This is a genomic window from Pseudomonas sp. Marseille-Q8238 (genome assembly GCF_965111915.1).
Map to the genome: position 1 here is coordinate 619,274 of NZ_CBCOPI010000001.1, position 23,614 is coordinate 642,887.

The following is a 23,614-nucleotide window of genomic DNA, read 5'->3' on the forward strand; positions in this document are numbered from 1 at the left end:
TGGCCATGGAATCTGCCCACAAGGACTTTACCCTGGCGCCGCGCGCCAGCGGCAAGGTGTCTTGGCTGGAAACCATCGGGCTCACCGGGCTCGCCATCGGCTTGGGGTATGTCCTCGTGCCGCAGGACCCTCTGCTGATTCAGGGTTCGTTCCCGTGGATGGTGCTGGCGCCCTTGTTGATGGGCATGCGCTATGGCTTCATTCGCGGCCTCGCTAGTGCGGCCCTGCTGGTCCTGATGCTGTTCGTCTACCGCCTGGACGCAGGTACGCCCTATCACGAGATTCCCGCTTCGTTCGTGGTCGGCGTATTGCTCTGCGGCATGCTGGTGGGTGAGTTTCGCGACATCTGGGAGCGCCGTCTGCAGCGCCTGGATCTGGCCAATGATTACCGGCAGCTGCGCCTCGATGAGTTCACCCGGGCCCACCACATCCTGCGCATTTCCCATGACCGTCTGGAGCAGCGGGTGGCGGGCAACGATCAGAGCCTGCGCAGTTCGTTGCTGGGGTTGCGTGAGCAGTTGCGTGATCTGCCACGGGAAGACGATGCCTTGGCAGCCTTGGCCGACCCTATTCTCAGCGTGTTCACTCAATACGGTTCGCTGCGCGTCGCTGGCCTGTATCGCATGGGGGCTGACGGAAAGTTGCAAGGTAAACCCTTGAGCGCTCTGGGTGAGATAAGGGCGTTCGACATGGATGACCTGCTGGTGCGGCTATGCCTTGAACGCGGTGAGTTGGTGAGTGTGCGCGAGGAACTGGTCGAGCGCGGCGAGAACCTTCGACACTCCGAGTTCTTGGCCTGTGTGCCGCTGATAGATACCGAAGAGCGCATCCTGGGTGTTCTAGCAATCCAGCAGATGCCGTTCTTTGCCTTCAATGAACGCACATTGAGCCTGATGGCCATCCTCGCCGGGCATATTGCCGACCTGTTGCATAGCGATCCGGTTGCCTTGAAGCTGGACAGCGCCGACGCGCAGCTCTTCTCGCAGAATCTCAAACGCTCCCTGCTGGATGCGCGTGACCATGACTTGCCGGCTTATCTCTTTGCATTCGAACTTGAGGATGGCGGGAACAGCACTGGCCTCCTGCGTCTGATCACCGACAGCCAGCGAGGGCTGGACCTGCAACTGCGCCAGCGCAATGCCCGTGGTAGTCACTGTGTGCTGGTGCTGCTGCCACTGACCTCCGAAGACGGCGCCCAGGGCTACCGCGAACGGCTGCAGGGACTGCTAGCCGAGCACTACGGTCACGAGCAGACGCTGGAAGCACTGGGTGTTCGTACCCACAGTTATGCGCTCGATGCCAATACCGACCGCGAAGCATTGCGTCATTTTCTCTTCAACGGGTGTGCCTTGCATGATCAGCAAGTGGCTATTTAGTGGCGCGTTCCTTTTCGAGCTGAGCAGCTGGGCATCGCTGTTCGCCGGTGTGCCTGTTGGCCAGGCAGCAATGCTGTATGCCATCAGCCATGGCATTGGCAGCCTGTTACTCAGTGCCGGGGTCTGGTTGCTGTTGCCCCAGCGCTACAAGTTTCCGTTGCCCTGGAGTCCGCTGTTCATTTTCTGTTTGTCCTTCTTCGTGCCCATTCTCGGTGCTGTGGGCGTTGCCGCCTCGGTATTCCCGGCGCTGTACATGCCGCGTAAACGCGTCGAGCAGGTATGGCATGCCCAAGGTGTGCCGGATTTACCCTTCCGGCCGCTGGAAAAACGCCAGGACCTGATGTTCAGCGATGGTGGCCTGCAGGATGTCCTGCGCCATGCGCCTAGCCAGGACAAGCGCATTACCGCGCTGTTCGCTACCCGTCGTATGCAGGGCAAGGATTCGATTCCGATTCTGAAAGTGGCGTTGCGCGATCCGTCCGATGATGTACGCCTGCTGGCGTACTCGATGCTCGACCAGCAGGAAAGCCGGATCAACCAGCGCATCGAAGCAGCCCTGGCGAGCCTTGAAACCGTATCCGCTGCCCAGCGGCCTTCGCTGCATGCCAGCCTGGCTCGCTGGTTCTGGGAGTTGGCCTATCTGGGGCTGGCGCAGGGCAGCGTGCTCGATCACGTGTTGCACCAGGCGCGTGAGCACGCAGACCAGGCATTGGCGCTTGGTGTAGGTAACGAGCTGTACCTGCTGGCCGGACGTATTGCTTTGGAGCAGGGCGACCTGGCGGGTGCCGACGCTTATTTGAAGCAAGCCGAGCAGGCCGGGGTGTCATCACTGCAACTACTGCCCTTCAGGGCTGAAATCGCCTTCTGCCAGCGGCGCTTCGCCGATGTGCCGAAACACCTGGCTGGGCTGCCCAGCGACATGCTCAAGCGTCCGCCTTTTGCGGCACTGGCGAGATACTGGTTATGAGTAATACCTCTTCTGCCGCTCCGGTAGCGGATGTCTGCCTTCTGCTTGAAGGCACTTGGCCTTATGTTCGTGGCGGTGTTTCCAGTTGGGTCAATCAGTTGATCCTCGGGTTGCCGGAGCTGACCTTCAGCGTTCTGTTCATCGGCGGTCAGCGCGAAGCCTACGGTGCGCGGCACTATGCGATTCCTGCCAATGTGCTGCACATCGAAGAGCATTTTCTCGAGAGCTCATGGCTGCCTGGCGCTGTGGTGTCGAGGGCAGCGGACAAGGGCTCGACGCCAGAGTTGAGCGCGATGCACCGGTTTCTTCATCACCCGGAGGAGCCCAGTGTCGAAGAGGGTGATGCGTTGCTGGAGGCCCTGGCACAAGGACGGATCAGTCTGGATGACGTTCTGCACAGCAAAGCGAGCTGGGAATCCATTACCGATGGCTATGAGCGGCACTGCAGTGACCCTTCGTTCATCAATTATTTCTGGACCCTGCGTACCATGCAGGCACCTCTGCTGATGCTGGTCGAGGTAGCGCAACGCATGCCGCGCGCGCGCATGCTGCACGCAATCTCGACCGGCTATGCCGGCCTGCTTGGCAGCATTCTCAAGCGGCGCTGGAACTGTTCCTTCCTGCTCAGTGAGCACGGTATCTACACCAAGGAGCGCAAGATCGATCTGGCCCAGGCCAACTGGATTGCCGAGAATCCGGACGAGGCGTTGAGCACCGGTCTGGATACGGAAGTCAGCTATATCCGGCGCCTGTGGATCCGCTTCTTCGAGCGCATCGGCCTGCTTGCCTATCGTTCGTCCGATCCGATCATCGCCCTGTACGAGGGCAATCGTCGTCGGCAGATCGTCGATGGTGCGGAGCCGACGCGCACGCGGGTCGTACCCAATGGCATCGCGATGGAGGTCTGGGTCAATGCCCTGGAAAAAAGACCCGCGGGTATCCCGCCTATCGTGGGCCTGGTCGGCCGCGTGGTGCCCATCAAGGACGTGAAGACCTTCATCCGCGCCATGCGCGGCGTGGTCAGCAGCATGCCTGATGCGGAGGCCTGGATCGTCGGGCCGGACGAGGAAGACCCGGACTATGCCGGCGAGTGCCGCAGTCTGGTGAGTAGCCTGGGGCTGGAAGACAAGGTCAAGTTCCTCGGTTTTCGCAAGATCGACGAGGTGCTGCCACAGCTGGGCTTGATGGTGCTCACCTCGATCAGCGAGGCGCAGCCCTTGGTGATTCTCGAGGCCTGGGCCGCCGGTACGCCGGTGGTGAGCAGTGATGTCGGCTCGTGCCGGGAGTTGATCGAGGGTGGCACGGATGAGGACCGCGCGTTGGGCAAGGCGGGTGAAGTGGTGGCTATCGCCGACCCGCAAGCCAGTGCCCGGGCAATTTTGGGGCTGCTACGCAACCCGGCACGCTGGCAGGCGGCCCAGGCGACCGGGCTGCAACGGGTCAACCGCTTCTACACCGAAACCCTGATGCTTGAGCGTTACCGTCGTCTGTATCTGGACGCCATGGAGAGTGTGTAATGGCCGGCATTGGTTTTGAACTGCGCAAGATCCTTTCGCGAGACTCCTACACCGCGACCTTGCGTGCCTATCTCTATGCGGGGCTGATCAGTTCCGGCCCTTGGGTGCTGTCGATTATCAGCGTGATGCTGATCGGCGTACTCAGCCTGGGCGTGGTGGTGCCGAAGGTCCTGGTCCACCAGTTCCTTGTCAGCGTGACGTACCTGATGGCCATCTCGCTGATATTCACCGGCGGTTTGCAGCTGTTCTTCACCCGTTTCATTTCCGATCGTCTGTTCGAGAACCAGCGTGACCTGATCCTGCCCAACCTGGTGGGCATTCTGCTGATCGTGACGCTGGCTTCGGGTGTGTTGTCGATCCTGCTGCTGGGGCTGTTGTTCGACGAGTCCTTTGCCTATCGATTGTTGGTCATGTCCAACTTCGTGGTGTTGTGCAACCTGTGGATGGTGATCATCTTCCTGTCGGGCATGAAGGCCTATAACCGCATCCTGTTGGTCATGCTGGCGGGTTATTCGCTGATGGTTCTCAGCGCGTTCCTGTTACGTTTCCTGCAGATGGAAGGCTTGCTACTGGCTTTGCTGATCGGCCATTCCAGCCTGCTGTTCCTGTTTCTCTACGACATCCTGCGCGAGTACCCGGCCAAGTGCCTGGTGGCTTTCGACTTCCTCGACCGCCGGAAGATCTTCGTCAGCCTGCTGGCTACCGGGCTTTGCTACAACCTGGGTATCTGGATCGACAAGTTCATCTTCTGGTTCAACCCGGCCACTTCGAGTGCCGTGGTCGGGCCGTTGCGCGCATCGATTCTCTATGACCTGCCGATCTTCCTCGCCTACCTGGCAATCATTCCGGGCATGGCGGTGTTTCTGGTGCGCATCGAGACCGACTTCGCCGAATGGTACGAGCGCCTCTATGCCGCGATTCGCGGGGGCGAAACGCTCAAGCACATCGGCTTGCTCAAGGAGCAGATGATTCTGTCGATCCGCCAGGGCTTGCTGGAGATCTGCAAGGTGCAGGGGCTGACGGTCATCCTGTTGTTCCTGCTGGCGCCGCAGCTACTGCAATGGCTGGGAATCTCCGCCTATTACCTGCCGTTGTTCTATGTCGACCTGGTGGGGGTGAGCATCCAGGTGGTGTTCATGGCGTTGCTCAACGTGTTTTTCTACCTCGACAAGCGCGCCATCGTGCTTGAGCTGTGCGTGCTGTTCGTGGTGCTCAACGCCGCGCTGACCATCCTGAGCCAGTACCTGGGCCCCAGTTATTTCGGCTACGGGTTCACCCTGTCGTTGCTGATTTGCGTGTTGCTCGGTCTGCACCGCCTGTCTCGTTCCCTGGAAGACCTCGAATACGAGACCTTCATGCTGGCGCGCTGAAGGGGCAGGCGCCGGGCTCAACAGCAGCGCCAGCCTGCGATTTAACCGCGCAGGCTGGCGCACGATGTTGCGCACGGGGGCATGCCTGGGCTACTGTGCCGCCATCGTTATGTGAGACATCCCCGTGACATTCAGCAGCACCCTCTTGATGCGCATCGTCAAAGCCCACGCCCGCTGGCGTTGGCGCGTCTGACTCTGCTTCCGGCCTGCCCGGATGCGTCGCGTTGCCTCTGATCCTGCCTGTACTTCCCATCGTTTCACGTTCAAGCCAGGCGGGCTTCCCCATCGAGGACTCTGCATGACCTGCAGTCAATCAAAGGGCTAGAAAATGCTGTTGATGATCGATAATTACGACTCCTTTACCTACAACGTGGTGCAGTACCTCGGTGAACTTGGTGCCGACGTGCATGTGATCCGCAATGATGAGCTGAGCATCGCCGAGATCGAGGCGCTCAAGCCCGATCGCATCGTCGTCTCGCCGGGCCCTTGTACGCCGACCGAGGCGGGCATCTCCATCGAAGCGATCCTGCACTTCGCCGGCAAGCTGCCGGTTCTCGGTGTATGCCTGGGCCACCAGAGCATCGGCCAGGCCTATGGCGGTGACGTGGTGCGCGCGCGCCAGGTAATGCACGGCAAGACCAGCCCCGTATTCCATGAAGACAAGGGTGTCTTCGCCGGCCTGAATCATCCACTGACGGTTACCCGCTACCACTCGCTGGTGGTCAAGCGCGAGACGTTGCCGGCGTGCCTGGAAATCACTGCCTGGACTCAGCATGAAGATGGCAGCATCGATGAAATCATGGGCCTGCGCCACAAGACCCTCAACGTCGAGGGTGTGCAGTTTCACCCGGAGTCGATCCTGACCGAGCAGGGCCATGAGCTGTTCGCCAATTTCCTCAAGCAGACCGGTGGGGTGCGCTGATGAATATCAAGGAAGCCCTCAATCGAGTGGTTAACCAACTCGACCTGAGCACCGAGGAAATGCAGGACGTGATGCGCGAGATCATGACCGGACAATGCACCGATGCACAGATCGGCGCGTTCCTCATGGGCATGCGCATGAAGAGCGAGACCATCGACGAAATCGTCGGGGCTGTCGCGGTGATGCGTGAGCTGGCCGATCAGGTGCAACTCGACAACCTGAGCAGGGTGGTCGACGTGGTCGGCACCGGTGGCGATGGTGCCAACATCTTCAATGTGTCCTCGGCGGCAGCCTTCGTGGTTGCAGCCGCCGGTGGCAAGGTGGCCAAGCATGGCAACCGGGCGGTCTCCGGCAAGAGCGGCAGCGCCGACCTGCTGGAAGCAGCCGGCATTTATCTGGACCTCAAGCCCGAGCAGGTCAAACGCTGCATCGAGTCGGTCGGCGTTGGTTTCATGTTCGCCCAGGTCCATCACAAGGCCATGAAGTACGCCGCCGTGCCGCGTCGTGATCTGGGGCTGCGCACCCTGTTCAACATGCTCGGCCCGCTGACCAACCCGGCCGGCGTCCGGCATCAGGTGGTCGGCGTATTCAGCCAGGCGCTTTGTCGCCCGCTGGCTGAGGTGCTCAAGCGCCTGGGCAGTGAACATATCCTGGTGGTGCATTCGCGTGATGGCCTGGACGAGCTCAGCCTGGCTGCGCCGACACATATCGCCGAACTGAAGGATGGGGTGATCAGCGAGTACGAAGTACAACCTGAGGATTTTGGCATCAAGAGCCAGAGCCTGATCGGGTTGACCGTGGACAGCGCCGCCGAGTCGCTGGCGCTGATCCGCGATGCGCTCGGTAAACGCCGCACCGAGAATGGTCAGAAGGCCGCTGAGATGATTGCCCTAAACGCGGGTGCGGCGCTGTATGCCGCGGACCATGCGACCAGCCTGCGCGAAGGTGTGCACCTTGCGCATGACGCGCTGCATACCGGGCTGGCATGGGAGAAACTCGACGAGTTGGTGTCCTTTACCGCCGTGTTCAAGCAGGAGAATGAAGCGTGAGTGTCCCTACCGTGCTGGAGAAAATCCTGGCCCGTAAGGCCGAGGAAGTGGCAGAGCGACGTGCGCGGACCAGCCTGGCCGAGCTTGAGAAACTGGCGCGTGTGGCAGATGCCCCGCGCGGCTTCGCCAAGGCCCTGCTCGAGCGGGCTGGACGCAAGGAACCGGCGGTAATCGCCGAGATCAAGAAGGCGTCGCCGAGCAAGGGCGTGCTGCGTGAGCATTTCGTACCGGCGGAAATCGCGCAGAGCTACGAGCGTGGTGGCGCAGCCTGTCTGTCGGTGCTCACGGATGTCGATTACTTCCAGGGCGCGGATGAGTACCTGCAGCAGGCGCGGTCTGCCTGTGGCTTGCCGGTAATTCGCAAGGATTTCATGGTCGATCCCTATCAGATCGTCGAAGCGCGCGCGCTGGGCGCTGACTGCGTGCTACTGATCGTGTCGGCGCTGGACGATGTGCGCATGGCCGAACTGGCTGCTACCGCCAAAGACGTCGGCCTCGATGTGCTGGTGGAGGTTCACGATGGCGATGAGCTGGAGCGTGCGCTGAAAACCCTGGATACACCGCTGGTTGGCATCAACAACCGCAATCTGCACAGCTTCGAGGTCAGCCTAGAGGTCACGCTCGACCTGTTGCCGCGCATTCCCCGTGATCGCCTAGTGGTTACCGAGAGCGGCATTCTCAATCGTGCCGACGTCGAGCTGATGGAGATCAGCAATGTTCATGCGTTCCTGGTGGGCGAGGCCTTCATGCGCGCCGAGGAGCCTGGGACCGAGTTGCAGCGCCTGTTCTTTCCCGAGAAAGGGCGTGCTGGCGTGACCGTAGACCCGAACTGAACCGTAGAAACGAAAAAGGCCGGCTGATGCCGGCCTTTTTCATGGTGCCAGTTCAGCGGGTGCCGAACACCACCATGGTCTTTCCCTTCACATAGACCAGGCCCTGCTCTTCAAGACTCTTGAGAACACGGCCGACCATCTCGCGCGAGCAGCCGACAATACGGCCGATTTCCTGGCGGGTGATCTTGATCTGCATGCCGTCCGGGTGAGTCATGGCATCCGGTTGCTTGCACAGGTCAAGCAGGGTGCGGGCCACGCGACCGGTTACATCGAGGAAGGCCAGGTCACCGACCTTGCGGGTGGTGTTGCGCAGGCGATCAGCCATCTGGCTGCCGAGTGTGTAGAGAATCTCGGGGTCCTGCTGGGTCAGCTCGCGGAACTTGGCATAGCTGAGCTCGGCCACCTCGCACTCGGTCTTGGCGCGAACCCAGGCGCTGCGTTCCTTCTCGCTGCCTTCCTTCTCGAACAGACCCATCTCGCCGAAGAAGTCCCCGGAGTTGAGGTAGGCGATGATCATCTCGCGTCCATCATCGTCCTCGATCAGGATGGTGACCGAGCCCTTGATGATGAAAAACAGGGTTTCACAGCGATCACCTGCGTAAATGATCGTGCTTTTGGCGGTGTAGCGGCGACGGTGGCAGTGTGCGAGAAGCTTGTCGAGGTTCTTGATTTTAGGTGTAAGGGTAATAGCGACCATGCCCGAATCCCGAAAAGAAAAAAGAGTAAGCCTTTGTCCAGCAGGCGATTTCTAGTTATGCGAACGAGTGTGCCAGCAATCCGCATGCAGCTTAACAGACCGTGAGCAGCAGCAATGTGATTTTGCGACCAACCTAACATTGACACCCATTACTGCGACAACTCGGGCCGTTCGGGGGCTGTGATAAACTGCGCGCCCTTTTTCTGGCAGTGGAGTCCTGGCGATGAAAGCGCGCATTCAATGGGCTGGCGAAGCGATGTTCCTGGGCGAGTCGGGCAGCGGCCATGTGGTTGTCATGGATGGCCCGGCGGAAAACGGCGGGCGTAACCTGGGCGTGCGACCCATGGAAATGGTGCTGATCGGCCTGGGTGGCTGCAGCAACTTCGATGTGGTCAGCATTCTCAAGAAGTCGCGTCAGCCGGTGGAGAGCTGCGAGGCCTTCCTCGAGGCCGAGCGTGCCGATGAAGACCCCAAGGTGTTCACCAAGATCCACCTGCATTTCGTGGTCAAGGGCCGTGGTCTCAAGGAAGCTCAGGTCAAGCGTGCGGTCGAGTTGTCGGCGGAGAAGTACTGCTCGGCATCGATCATGCTCGGCCGTGCCGGCGTCGAGATCACCCACGATTACGAAATTGTCGAGTTGGGCGCCACGGCCTGACACTCGGCCTTCACGAAGGCCGCGCAAATCCTGGCAGTCAGCGCTTTTACTCTGCATAGGGCGCGGCTTTCTGGGCACGCCTCAACTGCATGAGAACAACGAAAAAGGGCGCCATCGGGCGCCCTTTTTCATCGGTAGTGGTTCAAATGCGGTAGGTGCTTTTGGTCATGACCTTGGACAGCAGGCTCATGCCGAACTTGATCGGTGCCGGGAAGCGCAGGCCGCCAGCCTCGATGGCGCTGGTGGCGTGATGTTCCTCGTCCTCGCGCATCTGTTCGAGAATGGCGCGGGATTTGCGGTCTTCCTGCGGAATCTGTTCGAGGTGCTCGTCCAGGTGCTTGACCACCTGGTCTTCCGTGGCAGCGACGAAGCCCAGGCTGACCTTGTCGCTGATCAGCCCGGCTACCGCACCGACCCCGAAGGACAAACCGTAGAACAACGGGTTGAGCACGCTGGGGTGACTGCCCAGTTCGCGGATGCGTTGTTCGCACCAGGCCAGGTGATCGACTTCCTCGTCCGCCGCATGCTCCATGGCCTTGCGTACTTCCGGCAACTTGGCGGTCAGGGCCTGCCCCTGATACAGCGCCTGGGCGCAGACTTCACCGGTATGGTTGATGCGCATCAGGCCGGCGACATGACGGGTTTCGTCGTCATTGAGCTGCGCCTCATTCTGCACGATGGCGGGCGAGGGGCGAGTGGGAGCACCGCTGAATGGGAGCAAGGTGCGTAATGCGGCATCGGCCTGCAACAGAAGGCGATCGACGGGGGAAAACTGGCGTTCATTGTTCATGGCCATCTCCACGAAAGCGTGTGGCAAGCAGTTTACCTGATCCATCCGGCAGAAAAATGACCGGCGACAACAGGTTTCAGGAGGACGTCCCAGGTCAGGATTGCTGGAGGCTTAGCCCGGCGGCCAGTTCATCTGACGCTGGCCGAGTACATGCATATGGATGTGATAGACCGTTTGCCCGCCGAGGTCGTTGCAGTTCATGGCTACACGGAAACCGTCCTCGCAGTTCAGTTCGCCTGCCAGGCGCTGGGCCGTGAACAGGATGTGTCCGGCCAACGCACGGTCGGCTTCGGTCAGATCCGTCAGCCTGGCGATGTGGCGTTTTGGAATCACCAGGAAATGCACGGGCGCCTGCGGCGCGATATCGTGGAATGCCAGGACTTGGTCGTCTTCGTAGAATGTTCGCGCGGGTATTTCCCCGGCAATGATCTTGCAGAACAGACAGTCCACGCGTTTTACTCCTGCCACTTTCGCTCCTCTGCGAGTGTAACGATGACGACCTACACCAGTCAGCCTGGCTGGGCACAAGGAGCGCTGGTGAAAAACGATATTCGCGATCTGGGGCTGGTGCTGGACTCCAGGGTCAAACTGGTGGTGATCGAGTCGTGGGATGAAAAACGGGTGCTGGAAACCCTGACCAGCCTGGCGATCAAGCGTGGGCTTGGCCTGTTCACCTGGGCCGTCACGGAAGGGCTGCAACGCCTGGGTTTTGGGGGCGAGGCTGTTGGCGCAGGGGAAACCTTCGACGCCGAGGTGGCGCTCAAGCTGATCAAGCATGATCCGCAGCCCAGCCTCTATGTCATGTGCGACCTGCACCCCTTTCTGAGCGATAACCCGAAGCTGGTGCGCCTGCTCAAGGAAATCGCCATGAATGAAGGCGGCCACAAACCGACGCTGGTGCTGGTTTCCCATGCGATAAAACTGCCGCCGGAAGTGCAGCGCTATGCGGCGCGGTTTACCCTCGCGTTGCCGACCGAGGAAGAGCTGTTGGCGATTGTTCGCGAAGAGGCGACGCGCTGGAGCGAGCTCAATCGTGGTGCTCGCGTGCGTACCGACAACCGCACGCTGCAACAGGTGGTGAAGAACCTGCGTGGGGCCAGCCATGCCGAAGCGCGTGCCTTGGCGCGCAATGTCATCTGCGATGACGGCGCGATCACCCAGGAAGACCTGCCGGAGCTGAACAAGACCAAGTTCAAGCTGCTCGATCTCGACGGGGTGCTCAGCTTCGAATACGACACCGCTCAATTTGCCGAGGTCGGGGGTCTACACAACCTCAAGCGCTGGCTGGGCGAGCGCCAGGACATTTTCCTCAATGGCACCGGCACGGATATGCCCAAGGGCATGATGCTGGTCGGTGTCCAGGGCGGCGGCAAGAGCCTGGCTGCCAAGGCCGTGGCCGGACTATGGGGGCTGCCGCTGCTGCGGTTGGACTTTGCCAGCCTGTACAACAAGTTCTTCGGCGAGACCGAGCGCAACCTGCGCGAGGCCTTGTCTCTGGCCGAACAGATGGCGCCCTGTGTGCTGTGGATGGACGAGGTGGAGAAGGGGCTGTCCACCGGAGAGCACGACGGTGGTGTCAGCCAGCGAGTACTGGGCACACTGTTGACCTGGATGGCCGAGCGCAAGGCGCCGGTGTTCATGGTCGCTACCGCCAATGCGATCCATCGTCTACCGCCGGAGCTGATACGCAAGGGCCGTTTCGACGAGCTGTTCTTTGTCGACTTGCCGGGCGCGGAGGTGCGAGCGGAGATCTTCGCCATTCATCTGCGTCGTCGTGAGTTGGAGGTGGCGTCGTTCGATCTGGCAGAGCTGGCAGCGGCCTGCGATGGATTTTCCGGGGCTGAAATTGAGCAGGCGGTGGTCAGTGCCCTGTATGCCGCGCAGGCTCGTCAGCAGTCCGTGGATCAAACACTGCTTCTGCAAAACATCCAGAGTACGGCGCCTTTGTCGGTGGTCATGGCCGAAGACCTGGCAGCCCTGCGAGCCTGGGCGAGTAATCGCACGGTGAGCGCGGGCTAAGGGGCGCACCTTGATGCGCTACAGCATTGCAGCCAGATATCAGCGCGGCAACGTGGGTTTGATCATACGCATGGCGAGTCGTTGTGACAGCGCGCGTGGCATCAGGCGGATCAACAGCGGTACCAGCCGATTGCGCCAGCCGGGAATGATGATCGCGCGGTTGCGCTCGAGACCTTGAACGGCCAACAAGGCGACTTCTTCCGGATTGGCCAGTAATTGCCGGCGCTCCAGGCCGCTCGACCTGATCTGGCTGTGGCGGAAGAACGGCGTGGCGATGGGGCCGGGGCAGAGCACGGATACCTTCACTCCATGGGGTGCCAGCTCGTTGCGCAGCCCTTCGGAGAAATGCAGCACGTAGGCCTTGCTGGCGAAGTAGTTGCTCATCAGCGGGCCGGGCTGGAAGGCGGCCACCGAGGCGACATTGAGGATCTGGCCACGGCCCTGCTTGACCATGTGATAACCCAGGTCATGGCACAGGCGGCTCAGGGCGAGGATGTTGAGTTCGATCAGCTCCTGCTCGCGCGACCAATCCTGCTCGACAAACAGTCCGGCCGAGCCAATGCCGGCATTGTTCACCAGCAGGTCGACCTGGCGTTCGCCCTGCTCCAGTTCCTGTATCAGGCCGCTGATCTGCATCGGCTCGGCTAGGTCGCAGACTCGATACAGCGCCTCGACGCCAAAGCGCTGAGTAAGCTCGCAGGCGATGCTTTCCAGGGCATCGCGTTGGCGCGCGACCAGAATCAGGTTGCGCCCCCGCCGGGCCAGAGCCTCGGCCAAGGCCAGGCCGAGACCGCTGGAGGCGCCGGTGATGAGGGCGTAGGTGGTCATGGGGCGCCTCGCTCGGGGCTATTGATCGTCGGATTCCGGCTGGGTGTATTGGCTTTGGGACTGCTGAGCGCGCTCTACGTAGTCCTGGTAAGCCGGCACGGCGATGGCCGCGAGGATGCCGATGAATACGGGAATCACCAGCCAGCCGAACGCCAGAACCTTGACTGCGGTGCTGTTCGGTGGCGGCGGTGCGCCGTATTGGTTGGCATCCTGATTGCCCGGGACCACCAGCATCAGAATGGCGAACACGCTGCCGACCAGCGGGACCAGGTTCAGCAGCCAGAGCCAGCCGGACCAGCCCATGTCATGCAGGCGTTGCACACCAATCTGGACACTCACGACCAACGCGCCGATGACCACAGCTGTGATCAGCAGGCCGCCAAGCCACGGCACCAATGCGAGGAACAGGGCGGAAATCAGGTACAGGGCGACGGCTGCGAACATCAGCACGGCGCTCCAGGCCAGGTAGCGCACGCGGCCAATACGGCCCGTCACGCCAAATGGGCGCAGCTCTCCATATTGATGACTGGTGGTGGCCACTTGAGCCTTGGGCGTGCTGTAGGGCGAGACACCTTCGTTGGTGGGGGCCGCCTCCGCCTGCGCAGCCTGGCGGGCGATGAACTTCTCGATGACGATCCCGCAGGCGGCGCAGACTGGCGCCTTGACCTGTTCGTGGTCGCATTTCGGGCAGCGCATCTGCGGTTGATCGGCAGCGTGCGCTTCGCCCGAGTCGATGCTCACCAGGCTGAGGCTTTCGCTCAGGTCGGTTTCCTTGCGTGCCTGGGCACCGGCCTTGTGCAACACGGCGAGGTACTTGTCGGCTTCCTCTTCCTTCAGGTTGCGTTTGAGCGTCACCGGGCTGCCGTTGAACAGCCCTTCGATTTTCTCTGGGTCGCTCTTGAACAGGTTGGCTAGTTTTTCCTTGGTCTCTTCCAGTGAGGCGTTCGGCATCAACTGGCCGTTGAAGACGATCTTGAAGCGAGATGTCGGCATGGGACTTCCCTGTGTAGGTGAGGATTAGATGGAGTGAATGGAAATGAGTCGGATCAACCCGGCCAGCGCTGGCCGATTTGCCCAGCCTTGGCCAGGGCTGCACGGTACTCCTGGTCCAGGCGGGCAATCAGTTCGCTGACGCTGGGTAGATCGCTGATGCCGCCGACGCCTTGTCCGGCCGACCAGACGGTTTTCCACGCCTTGGCTTCATCGTCGACCGGTTTGAGTTTCTCGCCGTAGTTGACCGCACTCTTGTCCTGCAGGCGGTTGAGGTCGTAACCCGCCTGCTCCAGGCTTTGGCGCATGAAGCTGGCCGGCACTCCGGAAACGGCGGGCGTGTGGATGATGTCGGCTGCCCGGGCATTCAGCACCATATCCTTGTAAGCCTGACTGGCATTGCTTTCCCGCGTGGCAATGAAGCGGCTGCCAAGGTAAGCCAGATCGGCACCGAGCAACTGAGCCGCGAGAATCTCCTGGCCGCTGTTGAGGCAGCCGGCCAGCAGCACGGTCTTGTCGAAGAACTGGCGAATTTCCGCGACCAGGGCAAACGGACTCCACGTGCCAGCATGGCCACCGGCACCTGCCGCCACGGCAATCAGGCCATCGACGCCAGCTTCGGCGGCCTTCTCGGCATGACGCCGGGTGGTCACGTCATGGAAGACCAGGCCGCCATAACTGTGCACGGCGTCCACGACTTCCTTGACGGCTCCGAGGCTGGTGATCACCAGCGGCACCTTGTGTTCCACGCAGATCGCCAGGTCAGCCTGCAGGCGCGGGTTGCTGCCGTGTACGATCAGGTTGACGGCATAAGGCGCAGCATCAGGTGCCAGGCCCGCTTCGATTTCTTCCAGCCATGCCTTGAAGCCGCCGCTATCCCGCTGGTTCAGTGCCGGGAAGCTGCCGACCACGCCATTGTTGCTGCAGGCCAGCACGAGTTGTGGGGTCGACACCAGGAACATCGGTGCGGCGACCACTGGCAGGCGCAGGCGTTGATCGAACTGGGCGGGCAGGGACATGGCGTTTCCTCTTGTTATTAGCGTTGGGGCGGAAGTCAGAAAGGCTTGACCACCACCAGGATGACAATGATTAGCAGGAACAGTACCGGAACTTCGTTGAACCAGCGATAGAACACATGGCTTCGGCTGTTCTCGCCCCGCGCAAAGCGCTTCAACTGTGCACCGCACATGTGGTGATAACCGACCAGCAGCACGACCAGCAGCAACTTGGCATGCAGCCAGCCCATCTTCAGCCAGCCGGGTGACAGGTAAAGCAGCCATATACCGAGGGCAAGCGTGAGCAGCATCGACGGCAGCATGATGCCGCGGTACAGCTTGCGCTCCATCAGGCAGAAACGTTCGCGGCTGGTCTGATCCTCACTCATGGCGTGGTAAACGAACAGGCGTGGCAGATAGAACAGTCCCGCGAACCAGCAGACCATGGCAATGATGTGCAGGGCTTTGACCCAGAGATAAAGCATTGAAACCTTCCTACAGCGCAGATTGTGCCTGCGATAGTAGTGAAAGCGCCGTGTCTGCGTCACGTCCGAGGTTGGCCGCGCGTGCGGCTGGCCTTATCATCTGGGACTTTTCCGGATTCGTGTCGAGGGTTATGTGATGGTCAAGGTGGGTATCGTCGGTGGCACGGGGTATACCGGTGTCGAGCTGCTGCGTCTGTTGGCCCAGCACCCCCAGGCAGACGTTGTGGTCATCACTTCGCGCTCCGAGACCGGGGTGAAGGTGGCGGACATGTATCCGAACCTGCGCGGGCACTACGATAACTTGGCGTTCAGCATGCCGGACGTGGCCACGCTGGGTGCCTGCGACGTGGTGTTCTTCGCGACGCCGCATGGCGTCGCGCATGCCCTGGCTGGCGAGCTGCTGGCTGCCGGAACCCGCGTGATCGACCTGTCGGCCGACTTCCGCCTGCAGGATGCCGAGGAGTGGGCGCAGTGGTACGGTCAGCCACACGGCGCGCCGGAGCTGCTGCCTGAGGCTGTGTACGGTCTGCCGGAAGTCAATCGCGAGGCTATCAAGACGGCGCGGCTGATCGCGGTGCCTGGGTGCTACCCGACTGCGACCCAATTGGGCCTGCTGCCACTGCTCGAGGCGGGAGTAGCCGATCCAAGCCGTTTGATCGCCAACTGTGCGTCGGGTGTCAGCGGCGCAGGACGTGGGGCCAAGGTTGGCTCGCTGCTGTGTGAGACCAGCGAAAGCATGATGGCCTATGCGGTGAAGGGACACCGCCACCTGCCGGAAATCACCCAGGGCTTGTGCCGCGCGGCCGGTGGTCCGGTGGGACTGACCTTCGTTCCCCACCTGGCGCCAATGATCCGCGGCATCCATGCGACCCTGTACGCCACGGTCGTGGACCGGGGCGTCGATCTCCAGGCCTTGTTCGAGCAACGCTATGCCAATGAGCCTTTCGTTGATGTGATGCCGGCGGGCAGCCACCCGGAAACCCGCAGTGTGCGTGGCGCCAACGTTTGCCGTATTGCCGTGCATCGCCCGCAGGGCGGGGAGTTGGTGGTGGTGCTGTCGGCCATCGACAACCTGGTCAAAGGCGCTTCAGGGCAGGCGGTACAGAACCTGAACATCCTCTTTGGTCTGGATGAGCGTCTGGGGTTGTCCCATGCCGCGCTGATGCCGTAAGTCGATTAGTTGACCGATTTGCTAGGGTAAGCGGATAATCTGCCGCCTGGCAGTATGTAAAAAGGCGCCTGGCGCCGGGAGTTCGCAAGATGAGCGTTGAGACCTTCACCCCCACTCCGCTGCAATTCACGCAGGGCGCGGCGACCAAAGTGAAGAATCTGGTTGATGAAGAGGGCAACCCTCGACTGAAACTGCGCGTATTCGTCACTGGCGGCGGTTGTTCGGGGTTTCAGTACGGCTTCACCTTCGATGAGGATGTGGCCGATGACGACACTATCGTTGAGCGCGAAGGCGTCAGCCTGGTGGTTGATCCGATGAGTTTCCAGTATCTGGCAGGTGCCGAGGTGGATTATCAGGAGGGCCTGGAGGGCTCGCGTTTCGTCATCAAGAATCCCAATGCCACGACGACCTGTGGCTGCGGCTCTTCCTTCTCTATCTGATCGTTCCGTCATAAAAAAGCCGCGCAATTGCGCGGCTTTTTTATGAGCCACCATTCTGCCGAATGGCGGATATGAGGTTAGGCAGGATAGATCGCGCCAAGCACTCTCAGTCCCCTCGCGCCGGTTACGCTGGGGCGGTTGGCGGGAATGCCTTCCAGGCAGCAATGAGCCAGCCAGGCAAAAGCCATGGCCTCGATCCAGTCCGGTGCGATACCGAATGCGGCGGTGCTGCTGACCTGGCACTCGGGGAGCAGCGCCTGCAAGCGATTCATCAGGGTGCTGTTATGCGCGCCGCCCCCGCATACGAGCAGGTCAGCGGTTCCTTGCTGGGCGCCTTGCAGGGCATCAATGATGCTGCGGGCTGTGAGCTCCAGAAGTGTTCTCTGGATATCTGCCGGGGCGATAGGGGGGAGCGCATTTAGGTGGCTTTCGAGCCAGGGCAGGTTGAACAGCTCTCGCCCCGTGCTTTTCGGGCCTTGGGTCTGGAAGTAGTGATCGCTCAGCAACCGCTCTAGCAGGGCTTCACTGACTTGGCCGCTGGCTGCCCAGGCGCCATTGCGGTCATAGCGTTCGCCTTGCTGTCGATTGATCCAGGCATCCAGCAGTACATTGCCAGGGCCGCAGTCAAAGCCGTGCACCGGTTGCCCCGGGGTTATCAGGCTCAAATTGCTGAAGCCGCCGATATTCAACACGGCCCGACGCTGCTGGCCATCATCGAACAGGGCTTCATGGAAGGCAGGAACCAATGGCGCGCCCTGGCCGCCGGCGGCTAGATCCCGCCGGCGAAAGTCGCTGACCACCGGGATGCCGGTCAACTCGACGAGCAGGGCGGGGTTGCCGATCTGGATGGTAAAGCCGCGTACCGGCTCATGCCTGACAGTTTGGCCATGGCTACCAATAGCGCGGATGGCATCAGGTTTCAGGCCTTGGGCGCTGAGCAGGGTGTCGATACCGGAGGCTGCCAGTGCGACCCAGCTGTTTTCCGCTTCAGCGGCGCGTGCCAGTTCGTCCGGGCCTGACGCGCACAAGCCAAGCATCTGCGCACGTAGGCTGTCGGGCATCGGTACGTAGTGAGTGGCGAGCAGCGTGGTCTTCTGCCCATCCTGGCGAATCAGGGCGATGTCCAGTCCATCAAGGCTGGTGCCGGACATCAAGCCCAGGTAGTGCTGCATGTGATCAGCGCTTGTCCAGAGCCAGCAGGGTTGCTTTTTCCTGGTCCATGCGCGCCATCAGTGGCTTGCTCAATTGCATGAATCGCTGCTTTTCGGTCTTGGCGATCGGGTCGGCCATCGGCAGTTTCTGGCTCAATGGGTCAACGTGAACACCGTTAACCTGGAACTCGTAATGCAGGTGCGGCCCGGTGGACAGGCCAGTGGTCCCGATATAGCCAATGACCTGTCCTTGCTTGACCGTGCCGCCGGTACGGATACCCTTGGCAAAGCCTTGCATGTGCCCGTATAGCGTACGGTAGCTGCTGCCGTGCTGGAGGATCACTGCATTGCCATAGCCGCCGCGACGCCCGGCAACGATGATCTTGCCATCGCCGGCGGCTTTGATTGGCGTGCCGCGTGGCGCTGCATAATCGACACCTTTATGGGCGCGAATCTTGTTCAGGATCGGGTGTTTGCGACCTACGGAGAAGCGCGAGCTGATGCGGGCGAAGTCTACCGGTGTACGGATGAACGCCTTGCGCATGCTGTTGCCGTCAGCGTTGTAATAGCTGGTCGCCCCCTGCTTGCTGGTGTAGCGCACGGCGGTGTAGGGCTTGCCGCGGTTGGTGAAGCGTGCGGCGAGGATGTCACCGTTACCAACCTGCTTGCCGTTGACGACGTGTTCTTCATAAATCACTTCGAACTCGTCACCCTCGCGAATATCGAGCGCGAAGTCGATGTCATAGCCAAACACGTTGGCCAGGTCCATGGTCAGGCTGTGCGAGAGGCCTGCGCGTTTGGCCGAGAGAAAGAGAGAGCTTTTGATGACGCCGTGTGCGTACGAGGTCCGCACTTCGGGTTTGACTCGGTCGCGCTTGAAGCTGTAGCCGCTGTCGTTTTTGCTCAGAGAGATGCTTTCTAGGTCGCTGAGCTTGCTGCTCAATGTGTCCAGTTTGCCTTCTGGCGTCAGCTTGAAGTCGAGCACCTGTCCGATTTTCAGGCGGCTGAACTGCTTCGCTTCTTTATTGGCACCGAGTGCTTCATGCAGATCAGTGGCTGTCAGGCCTACGCGTGAGAACACTGTCGAGAGGGTATCGCCATTGCCTACGGTGACAGTCTTGAACAGGGGATCAGAGGGTGGTTCAGTGGTAGACAGGGAATCTTGCTGGTCGGCGCTCTGGTTAGCGCTCTTCTGGGGCTCGGTCAGGTTCAGGCTGCCGGAAAAGGGCGAGTTGTCCTGATTACCGAGGATCTGCTCAGGTCGCAGATCATCCTTTTCTTGTAGCAGTTGCTCGGTACTGCTCTCAAGATCCAGGTTCAGGTAGGTCTTCTTCGCCTCGACTTCGCGTGACGGGAACACCAGCAAGGCCAGGCTCAGCAGAGCCGCTACACCACTGGCAGCCAGCAGGTGGCTTTTGGGGTATAGAGGTGGGGCTTTGGGGGCGGATGGCGTCATGGCTTAAGGTGTTTCTTGGAAGAATGCATTAACTGTCTAAAATATAATCAAAATTATCTATAGGCAACCCTACAGATTCTGTATCGGCCAAGTGGCAGACCTGAGGCGCAAAACTTGTAATTGGTCAGTGATCTTGTATGGTTGGTTCCCTTTTGTTTCCGAGCGTCTAAAGAGTCCTGTCATGAAGTCTGTTGAAGAGCAGCTGGCGCTGATCAAGCGCGGCGCGGAAGAAATCCTGGTTGAGGCGGAGCTGGTAGAGAAGCTCAAGCGTGGTCAGCCCCTGCGCATCAAGGCTGGCTTCGATCCGACCGCGCCTGATCTGCACCTGGGCCACACTGTGCTTATTAATAAGCTGCGTCAGTTTCAGGATCTGGGACACCAGGTGATTTTCCTGATTGGCGACTTCACCGGGATGATCGGTGATCCCAGCGGCAAAAGCGCTACCCGCCCGCCATTGACCCGTGAGCAGGTGCTGGAGAATGCGGAAACCTACAAGACCCAGGTTTTCAAGATTCTTGACCCGGCTAAGACCGAGGTGGCCTTCAACTCGACCTGGATGGACCATCTGACGCCGGCAGATTTCATTCGCCTGGCTTCGCAGTACACCGTTGCGCGCATGCTCGAGCGCGATGACTTCGATAAGCGCTATACCGGCAACCAGCCCATAGCCATCCATGAGTTCCTCTATCCGTTGGTGCAGGGCTACGACTCGGTAGCGTTGCGGGCAGATGTCGAGCTTGGTGGGACCGACCAAAAATTCAACCTGCTCATGGGGCGTGAGCTGCAGCGGGCATATGGCCAGGCGTCCCAGTGCGTAGTGACCATGCCGTTGCTGGAAGGCTTGGATGGCGTGAAGAAGATGTCCAAGTCTTTGGGCAACTATATAGGTATCCAGGAAGCCCCTGGGGTGATGTACAACAAGCTCGTCTCAATGCCGGATGCATTGATGTGGCGTTACTTTGAGCTGCTGAGCTTCCGGCCGATGGCTGAGATCGAGCAATTCAAGCTGGATGTGGCGCAGGGTGCCAATCCGCGTGACATCAAGATCAAGCTTGCCGAAGAGCTGGTTGCCCGTTTCCATGGTGAAGAGGCTGCGGCTAGTGCGCATCGCTCTGCTGGCAATCGCATGAAGGAGGGTGAGCTGCCAGAGAATCTGCCCGAGGTCGAGCTGCTCACTAATGAAGACATGCTTGTTTCGTCCGTCCTTAATAAGGCTGGCTTGGTCAAGAATGCGGCGGGCGCTCGTGATTTGCTGGGCGCTGGCAGTGTGCGTATAGATGGTGAAGTGGTTGATCGCACCTTTGTATTTAAGGTGGGTGCTAGTCATGTATGTCAGGCTGGGAAGAAGGCTTTTGCGCGTATCACGCTAAAAGCTGAAAAAGCGGCATTTAAGGGTTGACGTTAAATTTTGGTCCCCTATAATGCGCACCACTTCCGGTGCAGTCGGATCGAAAAACTCCTTGATAAACAAGAAGTTAGACGAAAATAAAGGTTGCAACGGTGGCGGATTCAAGTAGAATGCGCCGGGCTGACAAGGTGGTGGTTTAGACCTGTCAGCGCTTCAGTCGGGAGCGACTGAAGATGCTGGAAAGGAGGTGTTGACAGCGGTTTGTAACGCTGTAGAATGCGCCTCCCGCTGACGAGAAGCTCTGCTGATCCGAAGCGCAGGCGGTTGAGAAGAAACGAAAAATTCTTCAAAAACAGCTTGACAGATTGAAAGGCTGCTGTAGAATGCGCGGCCTCGGTTGAGACGAAAGGCTTGATCGAAACGCTCTTTAACAACTTGAATCAAGCAATTCGTGTGGGTGCTTGTGATGTAAGACTGATAGTCAAATGATTGTCAGCAACACAAGTAACACTCGTGAATTCGAGAGTTTATTTGCGATTGCTGAGCCAAGTTTAGGGTTTTCTCAAAACCCAAGCAGTATTGAACTGAAGAGTTTGATCATGGCTCAGATTGAACGCTGGCGGCAGGCCTAACACATGCAAGTCGAGCGGATGAAGAGAGCTTGCTCTCTGATTTAGCGGCGGACGGGTGAGTAATGCCTAGGAATCTGCCTGGTAGTGGGGGATAACGTTCCGAAAGGAACGCTAATACCGCATACGTCCTACGGGAGAAAGCAGGGGACCTTCGGGCCTTGCGCTATCAGATGAGCCTAGGTCGGATTAGCTAGTTGGTGGGGTAAAGGCTCACCAAGGCGACGATCCGTAACTGGTCTGAGAGGATGATCAGTCACACTGGAACTGAGACACGGTCCAGACTCCTACGGGAGGCAGCAGTGGGGAATATTGGACAATGGGCGAAAGCCTGATCCAGCCATGCCGCGTGTGTGAAGAAGGTCTTCGGATTGTAAAGCACTTTAAGTTGGGAGGAAGGGTTGTAACCTAATACGTTGCAATTTTGACGTTACCGACAGAATAAGCACCGGCTAACTTCGTGCCAGCAGCCGCGGTAATACGAAGGGTGCAAGCGTTAATCGGAATTACTGGGCGTAAAGCGCGCGTAGGTGGTTCAGCAAGTTGAATGTGAAAGCCCTGGGCTCAACCTGGGAACTGCATCCAAAACTACTGAGCTAGAGTACGGTAGAGGGTAGTGGAATTTCCTGTGTAGCGGTGAAATGCGTAGATATAGGAAGGAACACCAGTGGCGAAGGCGACTACCTGGACTGATACTGACACTGAGGTGCGAAAGCGTGGGGAGCAAACAGGATTAGATACCCTGGTAGTCCACGCCGTAAACGATGTCGACTAGCCGTTGGGATCCTTGAGATCTTAGTGGCGCAGCTAACGCATTAAGTCGACCGCCTGGGGAGTACGGCCGCAAGGTTAAAACTCAAATGAATTGACGGGGGCCCGCACAAGCGGTGGAGCATGTGGTTTAATTCGAAGCAACGCGAAGAACCTTACCTGGCCTTGACATGCTGAGAACTTTCTAGAGATAGATTGGTGCCTTCGGGAACTCAGACACAGGTGCTGCATGGCTGTCGTCAGCTCGTGTCGTGAGATGTTGGGTTAAGTCCCGTAACGAGCGCAACCCTTGTCCTTAGTTACCAGCACGTTATGGTGGGCACTCTAAGGAGACTGCCGGTGACAAACCGGAGGAAGGTGGGGATGACGTCAAGTCATCATGGCCCTTACGGCCAGGGCTACACACGTGCTACAATGGTCGGTACAAAGGGTTGCCAAGCCGCGAGGTGGAGCTAATCCCATAAAACCGATCGTAGTCCGGATCGCAGTCTGCAACTCGACTGCGTGAAGTCGGAATCGCTAGTAATCGTGAATCAGAATGTCACGGTGAATACGTTCCCGGGCCTTGTACACACCGCCCGTCACACCATGGGAGTGGGTTGCTCCAGAAGTAGCTAGTCTAACCGCAAGGGGGACGGTTACCACGGAGTGATTCATGACTGGGGTGAAGTCGTAACAAGGTAGCCGTAGGGGAACCTGCGGCTGGATCACCTCCTTAATCGACGACATCAGCTTTATCATAAGCTCCCACACGAATTGCTTGATTCACTTGCGAAAAGCGATTGGGTTTACACCCGAGAGTTAGACGATTGGGTCTGTAGCTCAGTTGGTTAGAGCGCACCCCTGATAAGGGTGAGGTCGGCAGTTCGAATCTGCCCAGACCCACCAATTGTCAAGGGATGTGGCCAAGTCCGTAAATGGGGCCATAGCTCAGCTGGGAGAGCGCCTGCTTTGCACGCAGGAGGTCAGGAGTTCGATCCTCCTTGGCTCCACCATTAACTCGATAATCGTTGAAAGCTCAGAACTGAGCATCTGCCCGTAGGGGTTGGGGTGTTGAGTTCTGGTCTTTGCGCCAGAACTGTTCTTTAAAAATTTGGGTATGTGATAGAAGTAGACTGGATAATTACTTTCACTGGTAGTTATTCAAGTCAAGGT

At 59.5% G+C, this 23,614-nt stretch carries 21 protein-coding genes, 2 tRNA genes and 1 rRNA gene; 15 read left to right on the top strand and 9 right to left on the bottom strand.

Features of this window, described 5'->3' with window-relative positions; all coding sequences use genetic code 11:
- Positions 1–5 precede the first annotated feature (5 nt).
- The 7 genes from ACWPW0_RS02670 to trpC all read left to right on the top strand — a co-directional run bounded on the left by ACWPW0_RS02670 (position 6) and on the right by trpC (position 8,034).
- A complete protein-coding gene (locus tag ACWPW0_RS02670; protein ID WP_454254366.1) occupies positions 6–1,376 on the top strand; it encodes a PelD GGDEF domain-containing protein in 1,371 nt (456 codons plus the stop codon).
- Entirely contained in the window at positions 1,354–2,343 is a 990-nt protein-coding gene (locus ACWPW0_RS02675; protein WP_454254367.1) for a HEAT repeat domain-containing protein, read from the top strand. The genes ACWPW0_RS02670 and ACWPW0_RS02675 overlap by 23 nt, the downstream gene beginning before the upstream one ends.
- Positions 2,340–3,860, top strand: a complete 1,521-nt coding sequence (pelF, locus tag ACWPW0_RS02680; RefSeq protein ID WP_454254368.1) for a GT4 family glycosyltransferase PelF — start codon at positions 2,340–2,342, stop codon at positions 3,858–3,860. Before ACWPW0_RS02675 ends, pelF begins: the two co-directional genes overlap by 4 nt.
- Positions 3,860–5,230 carry an exopolysaccharide Pel transporter PelG gene (pelG, locus tag ACWPW0_RS02685; protein WP_454254369.1) on the top strand — a complete coding sequence of 457 codons (1,371 nt, stop codon included), beginning with the start codon at positions 3,860–3,862 and terminating at the stop codon, positions 5,228–5,230. Before pelF ends, pelG begins: the two co-directional genes overlap by 1 nt.
- Positions 5,231–5,558: 328 nt before the next feature.
- The gene (locus tag ACWPW0_RS02690; RefSeq protein ID WP_454254370.1) at positions 5,559–6,152 is read left to right on the top strand and encodes an aminodeoxychorismate/anthranilate synthase component II; all 594 of its coding nucleotides are present in this window, start codon (positions 5,559–5,561) and stop codon (positions 6,150–6,152) included.
- Positions 6,152–7,201: an anthranilate phosphoribosyltransferase gene (trpD, locus tag ACWPW0_RS02695; protein ID WP_447588800.1), complete on the top strand. Its 1,050-nt coding sequence runs from the start codon at positions 6,152–6,154 to the stop codon at positions 7,199–7,201. The genes ACWPW0_RS02690 and trpD overlap by 1 nt, the downstream gene beginning before the upstream one ends.
- Positions 7,198–8,034 (top strand): indole-3-glycerol phosphate synthase TrpC, encoded by an 837-nt coding sequence (gene trpC, locus ACWPW0_RS02700; RefSeq protein ID WP_454254371.1) that lies wholly within the window; start codon positions 7,198–7,200, stop codon positions 8,032–8,034. Before trpD ends, trpC begins: the two co-directional genes overlap by 4 nt.
- 52 nt (positions 8,035–8,086) lie before the next feature.
- Here the strand turns inward: trpC and crp are convergent, their stop codons facing one another.
- Positions 8,087–8,731: a cAMP-activated global transcriptional regulator CRP gene (crp, locus tag ACWPW0_RS02705; protein ID WP_447588804.1), complete on the bottom strand. Its 645-nt coding sequence runs from the start codon at positions 8,729–8,731 to the stop codon at positions 8,087–8,089.
- A 223-nt stretch (positions 8,732–8,954) separates the two neighbouring features.
- On the opposite strand from crp, the gene ACWPW0_RS02710 reads away from it, so the two are divergent.
- Positions 8,955–9,386, top strand: a complete 432-nt coding sequence (locus ACWPW0_RS02710) for an OsmC family protein (RefSeq protein WP_454254372.1) — start codon at positions 8,955–8,957, stop codon at positions 9,384–9,386.
- 142 nt (positions 9,387–9,528) lie between these two features.
- Here the strand turns inward: ACWPW0_RS02710 and coq7 are convergent, their stop codons facing one another.
- Together coq7 and ACWPW0_RS02720 are read right to left on the bottom strand one after the other, a co-directional pair.
- Complete coding sequence (coq7, locus tag ACWPW0_RS02715) at positions 9,529–10,176, bottom strand: 2-polyprenyl-3-methyl-6-methoxy-1,4-benzoquinone monooxygenase (RefSeq protein ID WP_447588808.1); 648 nt, start codon at positions 10,174–10,176, stop codon at positions 9,529–9,531.
- Between the two features lie 111 nt (positions 10,177–10,287).
- Complete coding sequence (locus tag ACWPW0_RS02720; RefSeq protein ID WP_447588810.1) at positions 10,288–10,626, bottom strand: histidine triad nucleotide-binding protein; 339 nt, start codon at positions 10,624–10,626, stop codon at positions 10,288–10,290.
- Positions 10,627–10,713: 87 nt separating this feature from the next.
- On the opposite strand from ACWPW0_RS02720, the gene ACWPW0_RS02725 reads away from it, so the two are divergent.
- A complete protein-coding gene (locus ACWPW0_RS02725; RefSeq protein ID WP_454254373.1) occupies positions 10,714–12,195 on the top strand; it encodes an AAA family ATPase in 1,482 nt (493 codons plus the stop codon).
- Positions 12,196–12,234: 39 nt separating this feature from the next.
- Here the strand turns inward: ACWPW0_RS02725 and ACWPW0_RS02730 are convergent, their stop codons facing one another.
- From ACWPW0_RS02730 to hemJ, 4 genes are read right to left on the bottom strand one after another with little or no spacing between them, the layout of a single operon-like run.
- On the bottom strand, positions 12,235–13,023 hold the full coding sequence (locus ACWPW0_RS02730) for an SDR family NAD(P)-dependent oxidoreductase (protein ID WP_454254374.1): 789 nt from the start codon (positions 13,021–13,023) through the stop codon (positions 12,235–12,237).
- Between the two features lie 18 nt (positions 13,024–13,041).
- Positions 13,042–14,016, bottom strand: a complete 975-nt coding sequence (locus tag ACWPW0_RS02735) for a DUF805 domain-containing protein (protein WP_454254375.1) — start codon at positions 14,014–14,016, stop codon at positions 13,042–13,044.
- A gap of 53 nt (positions 14,017–14,069) precedes the next feature.
- Complete coding sequence (locus ACWPW0_RS02740; RefSeq protein WP_447588815.1) at positions 14,070–15,032, bottom strand: NAD(P)H-dependent flavin oxidoreductase; 963 nt, start codon at positions 15,030–15,032, stop codon at positions 14,070–14,072.
- A 35-nt stretch (positions 15,033–15,067) separates the two neighbouring features.
- Positions 15,068–15,493, bottom strand: coding sequence for a protoporphyrinogen oxidase HemJ (gene hemJ / locus ACWPW0_RS02745; RefSeq protein ID WP_447588816.1), 426 nt, complete (start codon positions 15,491–15,493; stop codon positions 15,068–15,070).
- A 136-nt stretch (positions 15,494–15,629) separates the two neighbouring features.
- Between hemJ and argC the strand changes: the two genes are divergently transcribed.
- Positions 15,630–16,664, top strand: a complete 1,035-nt coding sequence (argC, locus tag ACWPW0_RS02750) for an N-acetyl-gamma-glutamyl-phosphate reductase (protein WP_454254376.1) — start codon at positions 15,630–15,632, stop codon at positions 16,662–16,664.
- Between the two features lie 89 nt (positions 16,665–16,753).
- Positions 16,754–17,104, top strand: coding sequence for an iron-sulfur cluster insertion protein ErpA (erpA, locus tag ACWPW0_RS02755; protein ID WP_447588820.1), 351 nt, complete (start codon positions 16,754–16,756; stop codon positions 17,102–17,104).
- Positions 17,105–17,181: 77 nt separating this feature from the next.
- On the opposite strand, the gene ACWPW0_RS02760 is transcribed toward erpA, so the two are convergent.
- Together ACWPW0_RS02760 and ACWPW0_RS02765 are read right to left on the bottom strand one after the other, a co-directional pair.
- A complete protein-coding gene (locus ACWPW0_RS02760) occupies positions 17,182–18,276 on the bottom strand; it encodes an anhydro-N-acetylmuramic acid kinase (protein WP_454254377.1) in 1,095 nt (364 codons plus the stop codon).
- 4 nt (positions 18,277–18,280) lie between these two features.
- Complete coding sequence (locus tag ACWPW0_RS02765; RefSeq protein WP_454254378.1) at positions 18,281–19,711, bottom strand: peptidoglycan DD-metalloendopeptidase family protein; 1,431 nt, start codon at positions 19,709–19,711, stop codon at positions 18,281–18,283.
- Positions 19,712–19,892: 181 nt separating this feature from the next.
- Here ACWPW0_RS02765 and tyrS point away from each other — a divergent pair, with 181 nt between their 5' ends.
- The 4 genes from tyrS to ACWPW0_RS02785 all read left to right on the top strand — a co-directional run bounded on the left by tyrS (position 19,893) and on the right by ACWPW0_RS02785 (position 23,454).
- Positions 19,893–21,110 (top strand): tyrosine--tRNA ligase, encoded by a 1,218-nt coding sequence (tyrS, locus tag ACWPW0_RS02770; protein WP_454254379.1) that lies wholly within the window; start codon positions 19,893–19,895, stop codon positions 21,108–21,110.
- A gap of 530 nt (positions 21,111–21,640) precedes the next feature.
- Positions 21,641–23,177 (top strand): 16S ribosomal RNA (locus ACWPW0_RS02775).
- 93 nt (positions 23,178–23,270) lie between these two features.
- A tRNA-Ile gene (locus ACWPW0_RS02780) sits at positions 23,271–23,347 on the top strand.
- A 31-nt stretch (positions 23,348–23,378) separates the two neighbouring features.
- Positions 23,379–23,454: transfer RNA gene (locus tag ACWPW0_RS02785), tRNA-Ala, on the top strand.
- Positions 23,455–23,614 lie beyond the last annotated feature (160 nt).

What these genes read in the sequence shown, in the direction of transcription:
- ACWPW0_RS02670 (WP_454254366.1), top strand. Translation starts at nt 6, where the DNA reads ATGGAATCTGCCCACAAGGACTTTACCCTGGCGCCGCGCGCCAGCGGC.
- ACWPW0_RS02675 (WP_454254367.1), top strand. Translation starts at nt 1,354, where the DNA reads ATGATCAGCAAGTGGCTATTTAGTGGCGCGTTCCTTTTCGAGCTGAGC.
- pelF (WP_454254368.1), top strand. Translation starts at nt 2,340, where the DNA reads ATGAGTAATACCTCTTCTGCCGCTCCGGTAGCGGATGTCTGCCTTCTG.
- pelG (WP_454254369.1), top strand. Translation starts at nt 3,860, where the DNA reads ATGGCCGGCATTGGTTTTGAACTGCGCAAGATCCTTTCGCGAGACTCC.
- ACWPW0_RS02690 (WP_454254370.1), top strand. Translation starts at nt 5,559, where the DNA reads ATGCTGTTGATGATCGATAATTACGACTCCTTTACCTACAACGTGGTG.
- trpD (WP_447588800.1), top strand. Translation starts at nt 6,152, where the DNA reads ATGAATATCAAGGAAGCCCTCAATCGAGTGGTTAACCAACTCGACCTG.
- crp (WP_447588804.1), bottom strand. Translation starts at nt 8,731, where the DNA reads ATGGTCGCTATTACCCTTACACCTAAAATCAAGAACCTCGACAAGCTT.
- ACWPW0_RS02710 (WP_454254372.1), top strand. Translation starts at nt 8,955, where the DNA reads ATGAAAGCGCGCATTCAATGGGCTGGCGAAGCGATGTTCCTGGGCGAG.
- coq7 (WP_447588808.1), bottom strand. Translation starts at nt 10,176, where the DNA reads ATGAACAATGAACGCCAGTTTTCCCCCGTCGATCGCCTTCTGTTGCAG.
- ACWPW0_RS02730 (WP_454254374.1), bottom strand. Translation starts at nt 13,023, where the DNA reads ATGACCACCTACGCCCTCATCACCGGCGCCTCCAGCGGTCTCGGCCTG.
- ACWPW0_RS02735 (WP_454254375.1), bottom strand. Translation starts at nt 14,016, where the DNA reads ATGCCGACATCTCGCTTCAAGATCGTCTTCAACGGCCAGTTGATGCCG.
- ACWPW0_RS02740 (WP_447588815.1), bottom strand. Translation starts at nt 15,032, where the DNA reads ATGTCCCTGCCCGCCCAGTTCGATCAACGCCTGCGCCTGCCAGTGGTC.
- hemJ (WP_447588816.1), bottom strand. Translation starts at nt 15,493, where the DNA reads ATGCTTTATCTCTGGGTCAAAGCCCTGCACATCATTGCCATGGTCTGC.
- argC (WP_454254376.1), top strand. Translation starts at nt 15,630, where the DNA reads ATGGTCAAGGTGGGTATCGTCGGTGGCACGGGGTATACCGGTGTCGAG.
- erpA (WP_447588820.1), top strand. Translation starts at nt 16,754, where the DNA reads ATGAGCGTTGAGACCTTCACCCCCACTCCGCTGCAATTCACGCAGGGC.
- ACWPW0_RS02760 (WP_454254377.1), bottom strand. Translation starts at nt 18,276, where the DNA reads ATGCAGCACTACCTGGGCTTGATGTCCGGCACCAGCCTTGATGGACTG.
- ACWPW0_RS02765 (WP_454254378.1), bottom strand. Translation starts at nt 19,711, where the DNA reads ATGACGCCATCCGCCCCCAAAGCCCCACCTCTATACCCCAAAAGCCAC.
- tyrS (WP_454254379.1), top strand. Translation starts at nt 19,893, where the DNA reads ATGAAGTCTGTTGAAGAGCAGCTGGCGCTGATCAAGCGCGGCGCGGAA.